Here is a 17205-nt window from a genome sequence, read left to right on the forward strand (position 1 = left end):
ATGTACTTGATCAATGGCCAACTCCACACCGCCATGACCGCCGAAGGTGCGCTGGACTTGCTGCGTCCGCGCCTGGCCACGCAACTGATGCTCGGGCCGCAGACCGAAGCGCTGCTCAGTTGTGCGCAACGCTTTGCCGAGCGCCTCGCGCAACCGTCCTGTGATTTGCCGCTCGATCCCGAACAGCGGCAGATGCTGATCGCGTTTTGCCAAAGGCGCCAGTTGAGCGCCAAGCTGGAGCGCGAGTTGGGCGACCAGCCGCACTCAACACGGCGCATCCATTACCGCTCCAGCCATTTCGAAAGCTGGCAACCCCTCGGGCTCGTGCTGCACCTGACTCCGTCCAATGCACCGCTGCTGGCGTTTCTCGCGGTGCTTGAGGGTTTGCTGGCGGGCAACATCAACTGGCTGCGCCCCAGTTCCAGTGACGCAGGTTTCAGCGCCCGCCTGCTCGCGGCCTGGCTGGCGGAAGACCCCAGTGGCCAACTCGCCGACTGCGTGGCCGTGTTACCGGTCGGTACCGCGCAGATCCCGCTACTCAGCGCCCATGCCGATGGCGTTTCGGCCTGGGGCGGCGATGCGGCGCTCAAGGCGATCCGCGAACAACTGCCGATGGGTTGCCGCTGGATCGACTGGGGGCACAAGCTCAGCCTCGCCTATGTTTGCCCGCAAGCCGCTTCGGGCGCGGCGTTCGACGCCTTGATCGATGAAGTCTGCCAGCTCGACCAGCAGGCCTGCTCCAGTCCGCAATGCGTGTTGGTGGACAGCGAAGACCCGCAGGTTCTGCAGTCTATCGGCGAGCAATTGGCCGAGGCCTTCGTCCGGCGTCATGAGCGCTGGCCGAGCCTTCTGCCTTCGCCTCAGGAATCGTCGGAAATCAGCACCCGCGTCAGTATCGCGCGCTTGCAGCAGAGTTTTGCCGGGCAACCGGGGCAGGTCTGGTCCGGCGACGGTTGGCGAGTGATGTGGGAACACAGTTGCCAGCTCGCGCCGTCACCGCTGTTCCGGACGTTGCTGGTACGCCCCGCGCCGCTTAAAGAACTGAGCAGCCTGCTGCTGCCGTGGCGTACGCGCCTGCAAAGCTGTGCGCTGATCGTCGCGCCGTCCCGCACAGCGGACATCGCCCGATCGTTGCTGCTCGCTGGTATTTGCCGAATCACCACCCCAGGCGCGATTCATGATGGCTACGCCGGCGAACCCCACGACGGGGTCTACGCCTTGACCCGTCTGAGCCGCCGCGTGTCGGTGAGTTTGCCAGGCGAGGTCCTCAGCCACCGCGCCAGTCTCGATTGCCTACGGTCCGTGGCTCCGGCACTGGACGGTGAGCCGATCCTCGACAAACCGAGCTTCATGGCGCGGTCGGCCTCGGACCAGGCGCAGATTTTTTTCCGTTCCGGCGGCAGCAGCGGCACTCCGGCACTGGCCGGTTTCAGCTACCGCGACTTCAACCGGCAAATGCGCGCGGTGGCGGATGGGTTGTTCGCGCTGGGCCTGAACCCAGGCCAGGACCGCGTGGCCAACCTGTTTTATGGCGCGAATCTATACGGTGGCCTGGCGAGTTTCTCGAAGATCCTTGAACAAATGGGCGTCACGCAGTACCCGATCGGCGCCCCCTTGGAGGATGACTTCAGCGAAATCGCCGAGCTAATCGTCAGCCAGCGCGTCAACACCTTGATCGGCATGCCCAGCACCCTGCAGCGCCTGTTCAGCCTGGAGCAATCCCGTCTTAACGCCTACGGCGGCCTGCGCAAGGTGTACCTCAGCGGCGAGCATGTCAGTGAGGCGATCCGGCCATTGATGCAGGCCTGCGGGGTCAACGTGATTCGCTCGGCCATCTATGGCTCGGTGGATGCCGGGCCGCTCGGACACGCCTGCCCCGCCACGTCCGACGGCACCTTCCACCTGTTGACTGACGCCCAATACCTGGAAATCGTCGACCTGCAGGAAGACACACCGGTGGCCGCCGGCGAGGTCGGTCGACTGATATTTACCTCCCTGGCCCGCGAAGGTCAGCAGGTGCGGCGTTACGAAGTAGGCGACAGCGGTCGCTGGGTGCCCGGCGCTTGCCCGTGCGGGCTGGACTCGCCGCGCTTCGAACTGCACCAGCGGCACGGCAAATGGCTGCGGATCACCTCGGAGTTTATCTCCAGCAGCGAATTGCTCGAACTGGCCGGCGGCGCCGCGCAGATCGTGCTTGATTACCGCGCCGATGGCGGCGAGCACATGCAGTTCAACTGCGCCCAGCCCGAAACGCTGGTCCGCGAACGCCTGCTACAGCACTCGAGCCTGGCGCTGCTGGTCAACACCGGGCTGTTGACGCTGGAAGTGCGCCACCGCTTGCCAACAGAATTCGTGCGCAACGCCCACAGCGGCAAGGTGCCTTATTTGCTGGACAGACGCTTGCACAACACCGCAATCGATGCGGGAGCGGCGCAACCATGAACCTGGATGAAATGGTCAACTACGCGCGGCAACATTCGCCGTTCTACCGACAACACTATGCGCACCTCGCACCGTCAACCTACAGCCTCGACCTGCTGCCAGTGCTCGAGGAGGCGCAGTATTGGGCCGGTAACGAGGCCTTGGACACCTGGCCGGTACTGACCGGCCCGGCCGAAGATGCGTTGATCTACAAAACCGGTGGCTCCACCAGTCGCGGCAAACTCGCCGTGTTTTCGCGTCAGGAATGGCAGCAGATGTTCACCCTGTTCGGCCAGCGAATCACCCAACAACTGGCACCGGGCGATCGCGTGGCCAATCTGTTCTTTGCCGGCGACCTGTATGCCAGTTTCCTGTTGGTCCACGAGGCGCTGGCCCATGTCCAGGTCACCGTGCGCGAGTTTCCGTTTTCCGGCGCGGTGGATTTCGCCACCCTCGACCAAGCCGTCGAACAGCACCACATCAACGTCCTGGCCAGCGTGCCCGCACAACTGCTGCGTTATGCGGCGCATGTGCTGGAGGCGCAGCGCGCAGTGCCGCAAGTCAGCACACTGCTGTATGCCGGTGAAAGCCTGTTCGCCGACCAGTTGCGCACCCTGCAACGGGCCTTTCCCAACGCTCGGATTGCGTCGATCGGCTACGCCTGCGTCGACGCCGGGCTGATTGGCTTCAGCGCCAGGGATTGTGTTTTGGGCGAGCATCGGGTGTTCGATGAGCAGGTACGGGTGCAGATTGTCGACGAGCAGACCCACGACACCATCGAGGACTGTGATCGTCCGGGCTTGCTGGTGGTGACCAACCTCAATCGCACGCTGATGCCGTTGCTGCGCTACCCGGTGGGTGATCGTGCCTGTTGGCGCGAACCGCCAGGTCCGCAGCGCAAATTCGCGCTGCTGGGCCGCAGTGCGCAGAGCCAGCGGGTGCACATCGGCGTGCGTTCGCTGTTCATGAGTCAGCTCGACGAAGTGTTGCTCCGGCTGGCGGGCACGTCGCAGTGGCAACTGCGGGTTGAGCGCTTCGGCAGCCTGGACCGCTTTATCCTGAACTGGGTGCCGGAAGCGGCCGACAGCACCGCGAGGCCGGTTGAGCAGGCGTTGTGGGAGGAATTGGTTGGGAGCGATCGGGAGCTGCTGCAGTTGATCGACGACGGCCAATTACAATTCGAGGTGCGCGCGTGCAAGGCCAGTCAACTCTCGCTGCACCCGCGCTCAGGCAAGTTGCGCCGAATCATCGACCTGCGCGACTACGGCGCCCAATGCCGGGAGCGCCAGCCATGAACCCGGTCACCCTGAAAGCCTTCAAGCCGCAGGATGCCGATGCGGTCAGCCAGTTGTTCAGTGAGGTATACGGGCCGCGATACCCACAGCCGGACGTTTATCTACCCATCATGGTTGGCCAGCAAAATACCCGGCGCCAGTGGTACTCGTTGCTGGCCTGGGACGCTGGGCGTCTGGTCGGGCACGCGGCGCTGTGCCGTTCCGCGCAAGATCGGCATCAGGCGGAATTGGCGCTGTTGCTGGTACACCCGCAGGCGCAGGGCCAGTGCATCGCCACTCGCCTGGGTCGCGAGCTGGTGCGCCGGGCGCCGCGACTGCATCTGCATACCCTGAGCATCAAGCAGGTCACCAGCCATCCCTACACCCAGCGGCTGGCGCGCGGTATCGGCTTTCATAACTGCGGCGTGCTGCCGGATTACGTGGCCTCGCCGTTCGGCCAGTCGCCGCAGGAGACTATGATCATCGGCTGCCAGATGGTCGCGGGCCATCGCCGTCCGCTGCCACCGCTGGCATGGCCGGCGGATAGTCGCGAATTGATGGAGCCGCTGACGCTGCGTTTCGGCACCCAGTCGAACTGGCCGCGCATCAGTCCGGCCGCGATGACCACGTTGTATCAGCAGGAGCGTATCGAGCTGGTGATCCAGCGCCTGGACAAACGGATTCTCAGGCAATTGGACCGATTGCCGGCGCATTGGCTGGTGTCACTGAAGCTCGGGTTGGGCTTGAGCTTCGCCCAGGACATGCAGCGTTTATCGGCACTGGGTTTTCGCTTTAGCGGCATCATGCCCGCGCCGGGGCCTGAGGGGTGGCTGGCGCTGTTTCATCGCGGGGTGAAACCGCGGGCGCTGGCCATCGACTGCTCGCACATGCAGCGCCTGGCAGCGGCCATGGGCTGAATGGCGCGAGGGTGACCGCCCCTCGCGCCGAACGATGGGCGCGGCGCTCAGACTTTTGAACTGACGCCTTTGTCGGTCGGGACAGTCGAGCCGTTGCCCATGCCGTAGGTCTTCAGATTTTGCAGCACATAAATGGCTTTCTTGTATTGCGGGATCAAATACGCACCGTACTTGTTGCCTTTCAAGGCGTTTTGCTGAATAGCGTCCAATTGCGTCGCGAAGTATTCAAGTGCATTGAATTTGGCATCCGGGTCGCTCTGGATGCCAAAACGATCGAACTTGTCGCCCGCATTACTCAGCGTCAACGCGGTGACATCACTGATCAGGCCGGTACTCAAGAGGAAATTGCTCATGCCGCCCAATTGCGCCGCCGAAACGTTGGTCGGATCGAAGCCCTTCACGTTTTTGAAGATCTTCAATTCATCCATTCTGGCTTTATTCAACGCGTTGGGGTCGTTACCCACCAGATCCAGCATTTGCCGGACCTTCGCGCTTTGGCTCTTCGGCTGGGTGGTGCCTGTATCTTGGACTAACAAACCCGACTTGTTAGTCCAGCCTCCAGTAACTCCGATAGTCATGAGTGAATGTCCATATGCATGAAAAAGCGTTGTCCGGCACGACGAAAGTCGGCGGCAAGTATTGACGCGCTGGAGTGTACTGACCAGCGATTGTTTCAAGGTTTTACAATTCTCATACACTTTAGATACAAATCGCAAGTGCCTGTTTTTATTGGACTATGGAGTTATTGACGAATTGGTATAACCGTCAGTTTTTAATTTTCTTAGTTGATTTACCCACAAAAAACACTCGCGCGCTTACAGGGTTCTTCTCACCCGACGGCATCACCCTGTGCCAGTGCTGCGTAGCAACTGGAAACAATCTCGCAGCGCAGTCGCGGGCGAATTGGTCAGAATGCTTCTTTTTGAGTGTCTTCCCAGCCGAGACCATCCCATGCGAACTCACCTGCGTCTGGCCGCCCTGAGCGTCCTGTTCATCTCCTCCCTTACCCAGGCTGCCGATCTGATCCCGATTGAAGTGCACCGCGACGCCAATTGCGGCTGCTGCAAAAAATGGATCAGCCATCTGCAAGCCAACGGCTTCAAGGTCGACGACCGCGTCGAAGCCAACATGAGCGAATTCAAACAGCAGCACGGCGTGCCGCCACGCCTGGCCTCCTGTCACACCGCGTTGATCAACGGCAAATTTGTCGAGGGCCATGTGCCTGCCGAGCAAGTGCTGGCCTTGAGCAAACGCGGTGACCTGCTCGGCGTTGCCGCGCCAGGCATGCCCATGGGGTCGCCAGGCATGGAAATGGACGGTATGAGCGACGCCTACCAAGTGATCGGCCTGAAGACGGACGGCACTGACCTGGTGGTGGCGGACTACCCCGCCCGTTGATCACCGCCGGTTACTTCGGCCTGTTTTTCGCGGCGTTGGGTGGCGCGACCCTGTTGCCGTTGCAATCCGAAGCGTTGCTGGTGGCGCTACTGGTGGACGGGCGCCATTGGCTCTGGGCACTGCTCGCGGTGGCGACGCTGGGCAATGTGCTGGGTTCGCTGGTGAATTGGTGGCTGGGTCGGCGCCTCGAACGCTTCCATGATCGGCGCTGGTTTCCGCTCAGCGAGACGCAACTGGAGCGCGCCAAGCGTCACTACCAACGCTACGGGCATTGGTCGCTGCTGCTGAGTTGGCTGCCGATCATTGGCGATCCATTGACTTTGATTGCCGGGGTCATGGGCGAACCCCTTAGACGCTTCCTGCTGATCGTGTCCCTGGCCAAAGCCGCGCGTTATGCCGTGGTAGCACTGCTGACGCTGGGCTGGATCGGTTGAACCCAACGGCTCCATCCCTGCCTGAATTTAATCTCGCCCTAATCGACCCGACCCAGGATCGATCAATTTTTGAAAAGGAGCTCGCCCATGTCCGCCACACCGTCCCGTTGGTTGCCCGCCCTGTTGCTGGCCGGCGCATTGCCCGCCGTCGCCCTCGCTCAGGACCCGACGCCGAGCTACGGCCCGGAACTGCAAGGTTTCGAATACCCTTATCCGGTCCAGCATTTCCAGTTCCAGTCCCAGGGTAAATCCCTGCAAATGGGCTACATGGACGTCGCGCCCAAAGGCAAAGCGAACGGCCAGAGCATCGTGCTGATGCACGGTAAGAATTTCTGCGGCGCCACCTGGGACAGCTCGATCAAAGCCTTGAGCGATGCCGGTTACCGGGTGATCGCCCCGGACCAGATCGGCTTCTGCACCTCCAGCAAGCCCGACAATTACCAGTACACATTCCAGCAACTGGCCAGCAATACCCACGCCCTGCTGGAAAAACTCGGCATCGCCAAAGCCAGCGTCATGGGCCACTCCACCGGCGGCATGCTCGCCACCCGCTACGCATTGCAGTATCCGCAGCAGACCGAGCGCCTGGTGCTGGCCAACCCGATCGGCCTGGAAGACTGGAAAGCCCTTGGTGTGCCCTACCGCAGCGTCGATCAATGGTATGAGCGCGAACTCAAGCTCACCGCCGACGGCATCCGCACCTACGAGCGCAACACTTACTACGCCGGGCGCTGGAAGCCGGAGTTCGACCGCTGGGTCGACATGCTCGCCGGATTGAACAAAGGACCGGGGCAGAAACAAGTCGCTTGGAACTCGGCACTGATCTACGACATGATCTTCACCCAGCCGGTCTATTACGAGTTCAAGAACCTGAGCGTGCCCACCCTGCTGTTGATCGGTACCAGCGACACCACCGCGATTGGCAGCGACATCGCGCCGCCGGCAGTCAAGGCGAAACTCGGTCACTACGAGGAGCTGGGCGAAGAGGTGGCCAAACTGATTCCGCGCTCGACCCTGATCGAGTTCCCGGGCATGGGCCACGCCCCGCAGATGGAAGAACCGGCGCAATTTCATCAAGCCCTATTGGGCTGGCTGAACACTCCTTCCCAGTAAAGAGGTCGCTCATGGCAGTGCAGATTGCGGTAATCGATGATTGGCAGGATGTCGCGCGAGAAGTGGTGGATTGGTCGGTACTGGCAGCCGTGGGCAAGGTCAACTTCTTGCACGAGTTTCCGGCCGACAACGACACCCTCGCCGAACGCCTCGACGGTTACGAGGTGATTTGCGTGATGCGCGAGCGCACGCGGTTCGATGAAGACCTGCTGCGCCGCTTGCCCCGACTGAAACTGCTGGTCACCGGTGGCATGCGCAACGCGGCAATCGACATCAAGGCCGCCACTGCGCTGGGCATCACCGTCAGCGGTACCGACAGCTACAAGCATGCAGCGCCGGAGCTGACCTGGGCCTTGCTGATGGCCCTGAGCCGCAATCTGCTTGTGGAAGCCAATGCCTTGCGCGGCGGCCTCTGGCAACAAGGCCTGGGCGGCGACCTGCACGGCAAGACCCTGGCGATCCTGGGCCTCGGCAGTATCGGGCAGAAGGTCGCGCAGTTTGGCCAGGTGTTCGGCATGAAGGTCATCGCCTGGAGCGAAAACCTCACTCCTGAGCGTGCCGCCTCGGTGGGCGTGACCTATGTCAGCAAGCAGGCGTTGTTCGAGCGCGCGGACATTCTCTCGGTGCATCTGGTGCTCAGTGACCGCAGCCGTGGCCTGGTGGATGCCGAAGCGCTGGCCTGGATGAAGCCGGATGCCCTGTTGGTGAACACCGCCCGCGGTCCGATCGTGGACGAGGCTGCCCTGATTCGGGCGTTGCAGAACCACGAACTGGCCGGCGCTGCACTGGATGTGTTCGACCAGGAACCGTTACCCGTCGACCATCCCCTCCGCACCTTGCCCAATGTCTTGGCCACGCCGCATGTCGGTTACGTCAGCCGGCAGAACTACGAGCTGTTTTTCTCGCAGATGATCGAAGACATCGATGCCTGGGCCGTGGGCGAGCCGATTCGCGTGTTGAGCTAAACCTCCCTCAGAACTTCTGGTGGGCGCACCAATCCAGTGCGCCCGCCCTTTTCCGCCCCGCCCGTTTTTTGAACCGGCCGCCCGAATCTTCCGCCCAAGGTCGGTGCATTGACCGTTCATCGCCTCAGCCGCTCAGCCCCCCATTCAGATTGTCGAACAATTTTCCCGCTTGTCCCTGCCCCGCTCTAGCTTCTGGCCTAGACTGGATTTCGCAGGGCAAAACCAGTGGGTCAACCAACGCTAAAAAAGTCGAAACTTTTAGCCTCGGCGACGGGTCAGGGTAAAGGTAGGGCCTCTGCCACTGGTTCATTCCTTGCAACGGCCTATCCACCCATTTGCTTCAGCGTATCGGGTTGCGATTGCTTCCCTTTGCGTGGCGCGTTTGCGCCCGGCCGCAGGATGTGGCCACGAACATTGCCAATGCCAAGGCCAGAATGAGATCAACGACACGGGAGAGACACATGATCAGTGCGGCTTTAGATATTCAGGGAGAGCGCCCTCATCAACCGACCATCAGTGCGAAGGTCAGTACGGTGATCGCTCCAGGCGCCAAGACATTGCTGCCCGTTCCAAGTCAGAACCCGAACAAAAAGAAAGTGCTGTTTGTGACCTCGGAAATCGCCGACCTGGTGAAAACCGGCGGTCTGGGCGACGTTTCCGCCGCGCTGCCACGCGCGATGGCCCACCTGCACGATGTGCGCGTGTTGATCCCCGGCTATCCGCAAGTGCTCAATAGCGAGAACCCGATTCACATCATCGGCGAAGTCGGCGGTCATGCCGCGCTGCCGCCGTGCAAGATCGGCCGCATGGACATGCCCGACGGCCTGGTCATCTACGTGTTGATCTGCCCTGAACTGTACGAGCGCGACGGTTCGCCTTACGGTGCCAACAACGGCCGTGACTGGCCCGACAACCATATTCGTTTTGCACGCCTCGGCCTGGCCGCTGCGGACATCGCCGCCAACCTGGCGCAGATCCACTGGTGCCCGGACCTGGTCCACGCGCACGACTGGCCAGCTGGCCTGGCCCCGGCGTACATGCACTGGCGCGGTCAGCGCACGCCGACGCTGTTCACCATCCATAACCTCGCCTACCAAGGCGTGGTCAGCCTGGGCTCGTGCCCGGAGCTGGGGATTCCGGTGCATGCGCTGCAACAGGAAGGCATGGAGTTCTACGGCAAGATGTCGTTCCTCAAGGCCGGCATGGCGTATTCCAGCCACATCACCACGGTCAGCGCCACTTACGCTCAGGAAATCACTACTCCAGCCTTCGGCTGCGGCCTCGACGGTTTCCTTGCCGCCAAGACCCAGCAAGGTTTGCTCAGTGGTATCCCGAACGGCATCGACGAAAGCTGGGACGCCGCCACCGATCCGCATCTTGACTGCCCGTTCGCCATCGGCGACTGGGAAGGCAAGGCCCGCAACGCTGATCATGTCCGCGACCTGTTTGGCCTCGACGACTCCGAGGGCCCGCTGTTTGCCGTGGTCTCGCGCCTGGTTTACCAGAAGGGCCTGGACCTGACCGAAGCGGTTGCCGAGTTCATCGTCAACCACGGCGGGCAGATCGCGATCATCGGTCGCGGCGAGCCTGAAGAAGAACAAGCCATGCGCGAACTGGCACTGCGCTTTCCGGGGCAGATCGGCGTGCGGATCGGCTTCAACGAGACCGATGCCCGTCGTATGTTCGCTGGCAGCGACTTCCTGCTGATGCCTTCGCGTTACGAGCCATGCGGCCTGAGCCAGATGTACGCGCAGCGCTTCGGTTCGTTGCCGGTGGCACGCAATACCGGCGGTCTGGCCGATACCATCGAAAACGGCGTCACCGGTTTCCTGTTCGACGAATCCACGGTTGAAAGCTACGAAGAAGCCCTCAGCCGCGCGTTCAAGGTCTTCGCCTTCCCTGATTTGCTCAACGCCATGCGTTGCCGCGCCATGGCTGCGCCGTTCAACTGGAGCAAAGCCGTGGAACCCTACGCCGAACTCTACGAACGGCTGGTCGCCAAGGCCTTGGGTAAATCGCAAAAATTATAGAAAGAGGTTTTCATAGATGCCGTTACGGACCCTTGAAACCTGGCCCCACGGCGCAACCCTGCTGGATGCGGAATACACCCGCTTCGCCCTCTGGGCGCCAGATGCGTTTTACGTGGGCGTCGAGTTTGACGATGGAACGTCCTTGCCATTACTGCCCCAGGCCGATGGCTGGTTCGTGTTGAAAACCCGCTGCCCTCCTGGCACGCGCTACCGCTACAACATCGATGGCGAACTGTCGGTCCCCGATCCGGCCTCGCGGGCCCAGGCCGGCGATTTGGATCAGCCGAGCATTGTCGTCGATCCGCTGGCTTACCAATGGCAGCACACAGCTTGGCAAGGTCGGCCCTGGCACGAAGCAGTGATCTACGAACTGCACGTCGGCTTGCTCGGCGGTTATGCCGGGGTCGAAACCCAACTCGCGCGCCTCGCCGCGCTGGGGGTGACCGCCATTGAGCTGATGCCGTTGGCGCAATTTCCCGGTGATCGTAACTGGGGCTATGACGGCGTCCTGCCTTACGCGCCGCACGCCTCCTACGGCACGCCCGAGCAACTGAAGCACCTGATCGACACCGCCCATGGCCACGGTATCGCAGTGATCCTTGACGTGGTCTACAACCACTTCGGCCCGGATGGCAATTACCTGCATCGCTACGCCAAAAGCTTCTTCCGCGAAGACCAACACACGCCATGGGGCGCGGCCATCGACTTCCGCCGCCGGGAAGTGCGGGATTTCTTCATCGACAGCGCCCTGATGTGGGTGCTGGAGTACCGCTTCGACGGCTTGCGCCTGGATGCGGTGCACGCCATCGAAGACCCGGATTTTCTCCAGGAATTGGCGCAAAAGGTTCGCCAGCAGGTCGACCCGGCCCGCCACGTCTGGTTAACCGTGGAAAACGAGCACAACCAGGCCAGCTTGCTGCAGCAAGGTTTCGACGCACAGTGGAACGATGACGGCCACAATGCCCTGCATGTACTGCTGACCGGCGAAACTGACGCCTATTACGAAGACTATGCCGAGCAGCCCACCGAGCAACTGGCCCGTTGTCTGAGCCAAGGCTTTGTGTTTCAAGGCCACACTACCCGGCATGGCACGCCGCGCGGCGAACCCAGCGGCCATCTGCCGCCCAGCGCCTTTGTGTTGTTTCTGCAGAATCACGACCAGATCGGCAACCGCGCCTTCGGTGAGCGTCTGCATCAATTGACCTCGCCCGAAGCCATGGCCGCCGCCACCGCCCTGCTCCTGTTGTCGCCGATGATTCCGATGCTGTTCATGGGCGATGAATTTGCCGCCGATGCGCCCTTCCTGTTTTTTACCAGTCACCACGGCGAACTGGCGGACCTGGTGCGCGAAGGTCGACGTAATGAATTCGCCGCGTTCAGCGCCTTCGCTGATGAGCACAAGCGCGAGCAAATTCCCGATCCAAATGCCCAAGGCACCTTCGACGACTCGCGGCCGGACCTGACCGACAACACGCAAAACAGCATGCTCGGCCTCTATCAACAACTGCTCAGCCTGCGCCATCGCGAAATCACCCCGCGCTTGCCGGCTGCACAAGCATTAGGCGCTGAAGTGCTGGCCGATCACGCCGTCAGTGCACGCTGGCGCCTGGGGGATGGCAGCCAGTTGCAGATTCGATTGAACCTCAGCGCCCGGCCTGTGGCCTACCACCCATCACCCGAGGCGCGCGTGTTGTTCGAGAGTGCGCCGCAACAGGGTAACGAACTGACCGCTTACAGCGCCCTTGTCACTTTGACTTCCCCTACTGGAGAGCGCCCATGAGCGATGCGCAACTGGAAATACTCGCCAGCCGAGCCGGGCTGGCGGTCGATTGGATCGATGCCAACGGCCGACCACAGAAAGTCGAGCCTGCCGTACTGCGCGCCGTGCTTACCGGCCTCGGTCATCCGGCCAGCACTGCCCAGGAAATCGACGCCAGCCTGCTGGAATTGCAAGCCGTCCAACTCAATCATCAATTGCCACCGCTGCTGACCGCTGACGCGGGCGTCGGCGTCGACCTTTCGCGCTATTTTGCCCCGCAAACGCCCTGCGAGATTCAGCTCGAAGATGGCGCTACCCTGAATCTCAAGCTCGATGCCGAAGCCGTGCTGCCGGGAATGATTCCGGTCGGTTACCAGCACGTCAGCATCGACGGCCAGCACTTCACCCTCGCCGTGGCGCCGCCCCGCTGCTACAGCGTGGGCGATGCAGTCGATACCGTCACACCCCGGGCCTGGGGCTTGAGCGTGCAGTTGTACGCCTTGCGCCGGCCCGGCGATGGCGGCTTTGGCGATACCCAGGCGCTGGAAGACCTGGCGCGGGTGGCCGGTGAGCGCGGTGCCGATGCTCTGGCCATCAGCCCGCTGCACGCGATGTTCAGCAGCGACACCCAACGCTATAGCCCATATTCGCCGTCCAGCCGCTTGTTCCTAAACAGCCTGTACGCCGCGCCGGGAGCAATCCTCGGTGAACGCGCGCTGCGCGCGGCCATCGACAGCACCGGGCTCGGCGCCGATCTGCAGCATCTGGAAAGCCAGCCATTGATCGATTGGCCGGTGGCAGCAGAAGCCAAGCACCGCATCCTCCAAGCGCTGTACGAAGGCTTCGTACACGGTGAGCATCCGCTGCACGCCGACTTCAGCAGTTTCCGCCACAGCGGTGGTGAAGCCCTGGAAAACCATTGCCGTTTTGAAGCCATCCAAGAGTCGCGCGCCGCCAAGGGCGACACCCTCGACTGGCGCCACTGGCCGGAAGAATGGCGCGACCCGCGCAGCCAGGCGCTGGCGGATTTCGCTGAAGAAAATGCCGGCCGTATCGGCTTCTTCGCTTTCTGCCAATGGTTGATCGCCCGTTGCCTGGAGCGTGCGCAAAACGCTGCGCGCAGCAGCGGCATGGGCATTGGCCTGATCGCCGACCTGGCGGTGGGCGCAGACGGTGGCGGCAGCCAGGCCTGGAGCCGGCAGGATGAATTGCTCGCCTCGCTGACCGTTGGCGCACCGCCGGACATTCTCAACCGTAGCGGCCAAGGCTGGGGGATTTCTGCGTTCTCCCCCGAGGGCTTGGTGCGCAACGGCTTCCGCGCCTTTATCGAAATGCTGCGGGCCAATTTCGCCCACGCCGGCGGTTTGCGTATCGACCACGTCATGGGCCTGCAACGGTTGTGGGTGATCCCCAACGACTCGCCGCCCGCCGACGGCGCCTACCTGTATTACCCGGTGGATGACCTGCTGCGCCTGCTGACGTTGGAGTCCCATCGCCATCAGGCGATTGTTCTCGGCGAAGACCTCGGCACCGTGCCCGATGGCCTGCGGGAAAAACTCATCGCCCGCGACATCCTCGGCATGCGCGTGCTGTTGTTCGAACAGGACAACACCCACTTCAAACCGACCCTCGACTGGCCGGACAATGCTCTCGCCACTACCAGCACCCACGACCTGCCCACACTCAATGGCTGGTGGCATGGTCGCGATATCGACTGGAACGCGCGCCTGGGCCTGACCGACGCCAACGGCGAGATCGAGTGGCGCCAGCATCGCCAGCGTGAGCGTGAAGGCTTGCGCCGGGTGCTGGCGGAAGATCCGCAGAACTTCCGCGAGGAAAGCATTGAAACCGATCAAGTGCTGGACGCCAGCGTGCGTTTCCTCGGCCACACCCGAGCGCCACTGGTGCTGTTGCCGCTGGAAGATGCCTTGGGCATCGACGAGCAGGCGAACTTCCCTGGCACCATCGACAGCCACCCGAACTGGCGCCGCCGGTTGCGGGACAACAGCGAAATTCTTTTGGATGACGAGGACGCCGCCCGGCGTCTGGAAATGCTCGCCTGTGCGCGATTGCAGGCGGCCGAGCGTGACCGATGAACAGCGAATCGATTCAACCGCTACGCGCAACTTTGCGTTTGCAATTTCATAAAGGCTTTACCCTCGACGACGCGGTGCCTTTGGTGCCGTACTTCGCGCAATTGGGCATCAGCCACATTTACGCCTCGCCATTGCTCAAGGCCCGTGCCGGTTCGATGCACGGCTACGACGTGGTCGATCCCACCCAGGTCAACCCCGAGCTGGGCGGGGAAGCGGCGCTGCGGCGTCTGGTCAGCGCCCTGCGCGAACAGCGGATGGGCTTGATCCTCGACATCGTGTCCAACCACATGGCCGTGGGCGGCAACGACAACCCCTGGTGGCTCGACTTGCTGCGCTGGGGCCGACTGAGCCCGTATGGCGAATTCTTCGACATCCAGTGGCACTCCCCCGACCCGTTGATGGAAGGCCAACTGCTGCTGCCGTTTTTGGGCAGCGACTACGGTGTGGCGTTGCAGGAAGGCACGCTGAAACTGCGCTTCGATACGGAGCGCGGCTTTTACGTCGAACACTACGACCATCATTTCCCGATTTGCCCGAGCAATTACGGTGAGCTGCTCAAGCCCACCGACGACTTCGACGAGCCGCAAAGCGAACGCCTGAAATACCTGGCCGATCGCTTCAGCGCCCTGAGCTACCAAAGCGACGCCCACGGTTCGGCCGTGCCGTTGCAAGCCGAACTGGCGGAATTGGCGGCCGAGCCGTTGTTCAGTGCGGCCATCGAGCAGCAACTGGGCCAGTATGATTCGACCCAGGTCCACGGCTTTGAACGCTTGCACCAGTTGCTGGAACGCCAGAGTTATCGCCTGGCCAGTTGGCGCACCGCCGCCGATGACATCAACTGGCGGCGCTTCTTCGACGTCAACGAGTTGGGCGGCTTGCGAGTCGAGCGCCCGGCAGTGTTCGAAGCCACGCACCAGAAAATTTTCCAGTTGCTGGGCGAGGGCCTGGTGGACGGCTTGCGCATCGACCACATCGATGGCCTCGCCGACCCGCGCGGCTACTGCCGCAAACTGCGGCGTCGGGTCGACAGCCTGGCGCCGGGTCGGCATGTGCCGATCTATGTCGAGAAGATTCTCGGCGAAGGCGAAACACTGCACCGCGACTGGTCGGTGGACGGCACCACCGGTTACGAATTCATGAATCAGCTGTCGCTGCTGCAACACGATCCCGAAGGCGAAACGACCTTGGGCGAACTGTGGAGCAAGCACAGCGAGCGTCCGGCGCAGTTCCAGCAGGAAGCGCAACTGGCGCGCCAGCAAATCCTCAACGGTTCCCTGGCCGGGGATTTCGAAAGCGTTGCCCAGGCCTTGCTGCAACTGGCTCGGGGCGACGTGATGACCCGAGACCTGACCCTGGGCGCGATTCGTCGGGCCTTGCAGGAATTGATCGTGCACTTCCCGGTGTACCGCACCTACATCAGCCCGCTTGGCCGCTCCGAACAGGATGAAGTGTTTTTCCAGCAAGCCATGAGTGGCGCGCGGCAAACCCTCAGCGAGGCTGACTGGCCGGTGCTCGATTCGTTGGCCGGTTGGCTGGGTGGCGAGCCGTGGCGCAATCGGCCGATCGGTCGGGCGCGCAAGGTCAACAAACATGCTTGCGTGCGCTTCCAGCAACTGACCTCGCCCGCCGCCGCCAAAGCTGTGGAAGACACCGCGTTCTATCGTTCGGCCGTGTTGCTGTCGCGCAATGATGTCGGCTTCAGCACCGAGCAATTCAGCGCGCCGGTCGAAGACTTCCATCAGGCCTGCGCCCAGCGATTGGCGCAATTCCCGGACAATCTTCTGGCTACGGCAACCCACGACCACAAGCGCGGCGAAGACACCCGAGCGCGACTGGCGGTGCTGAGTGAGCACAGCGGCTGGTACGCCGAACAGGTCGAGCACTGGCGCAGCCTCGCCGCGCCGTTGCGCGATGACCCGGCCTCACCGACTGCAGGGGATGAGCTGTTTCTGTATCAGGCGCTGTTCGGCAGTTGGCCGCTGGACTTGCGCAGTGACGACGCAGAGGGATTGGCCGAGTACACCAAGCGCGTCTGGCAGTGGCAACAAAAGGCCTTGCGCGAAGCCAAGCTGCAAAGCAGTTGGAGCGCAGTCAACGACAGCTATGAACAAGCGGCCCAGGCGTTCCTGGAAAAACTGCTGCTCAGCGACGCCGGCCAACCGCTGCGCGATGCCCTCTGCGCAGCTGTGCAGCACATTGCCCCGGCCGGTGCGCTGAACGGTTTGGCGCAAACCTTGCTGCGTATGACCGTGCCGGGTGTGCCGGATCTGTATCAGGGTGACGAGTTCTGGGATTTCAGCCTGGTCGATCCGGATAACCGTCGGCCGGTGGATTATGCCGCGCGGCAACGAGCGCTCAATTCACCGTCGAGCCCTGCGGAACTGTTGGCCAGTTGGCGCGAAGGCGGGATCAAACAGCAATTGATCGCCCTCACCTTGCAGTGTCGCGCCGAGCACGCCGAATTGTTCCGCCGTGGCGCCTATCAACCGCTGGAAGTGGTCGGCGAACAGGCCCATCGGGTACTCGCCTTCATGCGCGAACTTGACGGCCAACGCGCCATTGTCGTGGTCCCGATCCGCGCGGCCAACTTGCTGGCAAACAGTGCCGATCCTCAGGTCGACGCGCTGAGTTGGGGCGATACGCGGGTCAAACTACCGTTCGCCTCCTCCGGGCAAAACCTGAAGGGACTTTTTTCCCACGGCACAGTCACACACCACAAGGAGCTGAACATCAGCGCCGCGCTGGGGGTGTTCCCGGTCAATCTGTTTATTCAATTGTTTACCTAAGCTTGAGTTCAG

The 17205-nt window shown here is 62.2% G+C and carries 12 protein-coding genes; 11 read left to right on the forward strand and 1 reads right to left on the reverse strand.

All coding sequences use genetic code 11. The annotated features are described in order from the left end of the window. Genes RG836_RS19545 through RG836_RS19555 form a run of 3 tightly spaced genes read left to right on the forward strand, consistent with a single transcriptional unit; the run spans position 1 to position 4612 of the window. Positions 1-2442 (forward strand): acyl-CoA reductase, encoded by a 2442-nt coding sequence (locus RG836_RS19545; protein ID WP_310848605.1) that lies wholly within the window; start codon positions 1-3, stop codon positions 2440-2442. After that, positions 2439-3716, forward strand: coding sequence for a phenylacetate--CoA ligase family protein (locus RG836_RS19550; RefSeq protein ID WP_310848607.1), 1278 nt, complete (start codon positions 2439-2441; stop codon positions 3714-3716). Before RG836_RS19545 ends, RG836_RS19550 begins: the two co-directional genes overlap by 4 nt. After that, positions 3713-4612, forward strand: coding sequence for a GNAT family N-acetyltransferase (locus tag RG836_RS19555; protein WP_310848608.1), 900 nt, complete (start codon positions 3713-3715; stop codon positions 4610-4612). The genes RG836_RS19550 and RG836_RS19555 overlap by 4 nt, the downstream gene beginning before the upstream one ends. Positions 4613-4659: 47 nt before the next feature. On the opposite strand, the gene RG836_RS19560 is transcribed toward RG836_RS19555, so the two are convergent. After that, entirely contained in the window at positions 4660-5190 is a 531-nt protein-coding gene (locus tag RG836_RS19560; protein ID WP_310848689.1) for a hypothetical protein, read from the reverse strand. Between the two features lie 373 nt (positions 5191-5563). On the opposite strand from RG836_RS19560, the gene RG836_RS19565 reads away from it, so the two are divergent. The 8 genes from RG836_RS19565 (at position 5564) to RG836_RS19600 (ending at position 17193) form a co-directional block, all read left to right on the forward strand. Then, complete coding sequence (locus tag RG836_RS19565) at positions 5564-6010, forward strand: DUF411 domain-containing protein (protein ID WP_310848611.1); 447 nt, start codon at positions 5564-5566, stop codon at positions 6008-6010. Next, positions 6010-6444: a YqaA family protein gene (locus tag RG836_RS19570; RefSeq protein ID WP_310848691.1), complete on the forward strand. Its 435-nt coding sequence runs from the start codon at positions 6010-6012 to the stop codon at positions 6442-6444. Before RG836_RS19565 ends, RG836_RS19570 begins: the two co-directional genes overlap by 1 nt. A gap of 87 nt (positions 6445-6531) precedes the next feature. Next, a complete protein-coding gene (locus tag RG836_RS19575; protein WP_310848613.1) occupies positions 6532-7557 on the forward strand; it encodes an alpha/beta fold hydrolase in 1026 nt (341 codons plus the stop codon). Positions 7558-7568: 11 nt separating this feature from the next. Then, on the forward strand, positions 7569-8522 hold the full coding sequence (locus RG836_RS19580; RefSeq protein WP_310848615.1) for a D-2-hydroxyacid dehydrogenase family protein: 954 nt from the start codon (positions 7569-7571) through the stop codon (positions 8520-8522). Between the two features lie 461 nt (positions 8523-8983). Continuing rightward, positions 8984-10552, forward strand: coding sequence for a glycogen synthase GlgA (glgA, locus tag RG836_RS19585; RefSeq protein WP_310848617.1), 1569 nt, complete (start codon positions 8984-8986; stop codon positions 10550-10552). Between the two features lie 16 nt (positions 10553-10568). Beyond that, the gene (treZ, locus tag RG836_RS19590; RefSeq protein WP_310848619.1) at positions 10569-12332 is read left to right on the forward strand and encodes a malto-oligosyltrehalose trehalohydrolase; all 1764 of its coding nucleotides are present in this window, start codon (positions 10569-10571) and stop codon (positions 12330-12332) included. Beyond that, complete coding sequence (gene malQ, locus RG836_RS19595; RefSeq protein WP_310848621.1) at positions 12329-14407, forward strand: 4-alpha-glucanotransferase; 2079 nt, start codon at positions 12329-12331, stop codon at positions 14405-14407. The genes treZ and malQ overlap by 4 nt, the downstream gene beginning before the upstream one ends. Further along, on the forward strand, positions 14404-17193 hold the full coding sequence (locus RG836_RS19600; protein WP_310848622.1) for a malto-oligosyltrehalose synthase: 2790 nt from the start codon (positions 14404-14406) through the stop codon (positions 17191-17193). Before malQ ends, RG836_RS19600 begins: the two co-directional genes overlap by 4 nt. Positions 17194-17205: the final 12 nt, after the last annotated feature.

Source organism: Pseudomonas rhizozeae (genome assembly GCF_031583775.1).
In the GTDB taxonomy this organism is placed as follows: Bacteria; Pseudomonadota; Gammaproteobacteria; order Pseudomonadales; family Pseudomonadaceae; genus Aquipseudomonas.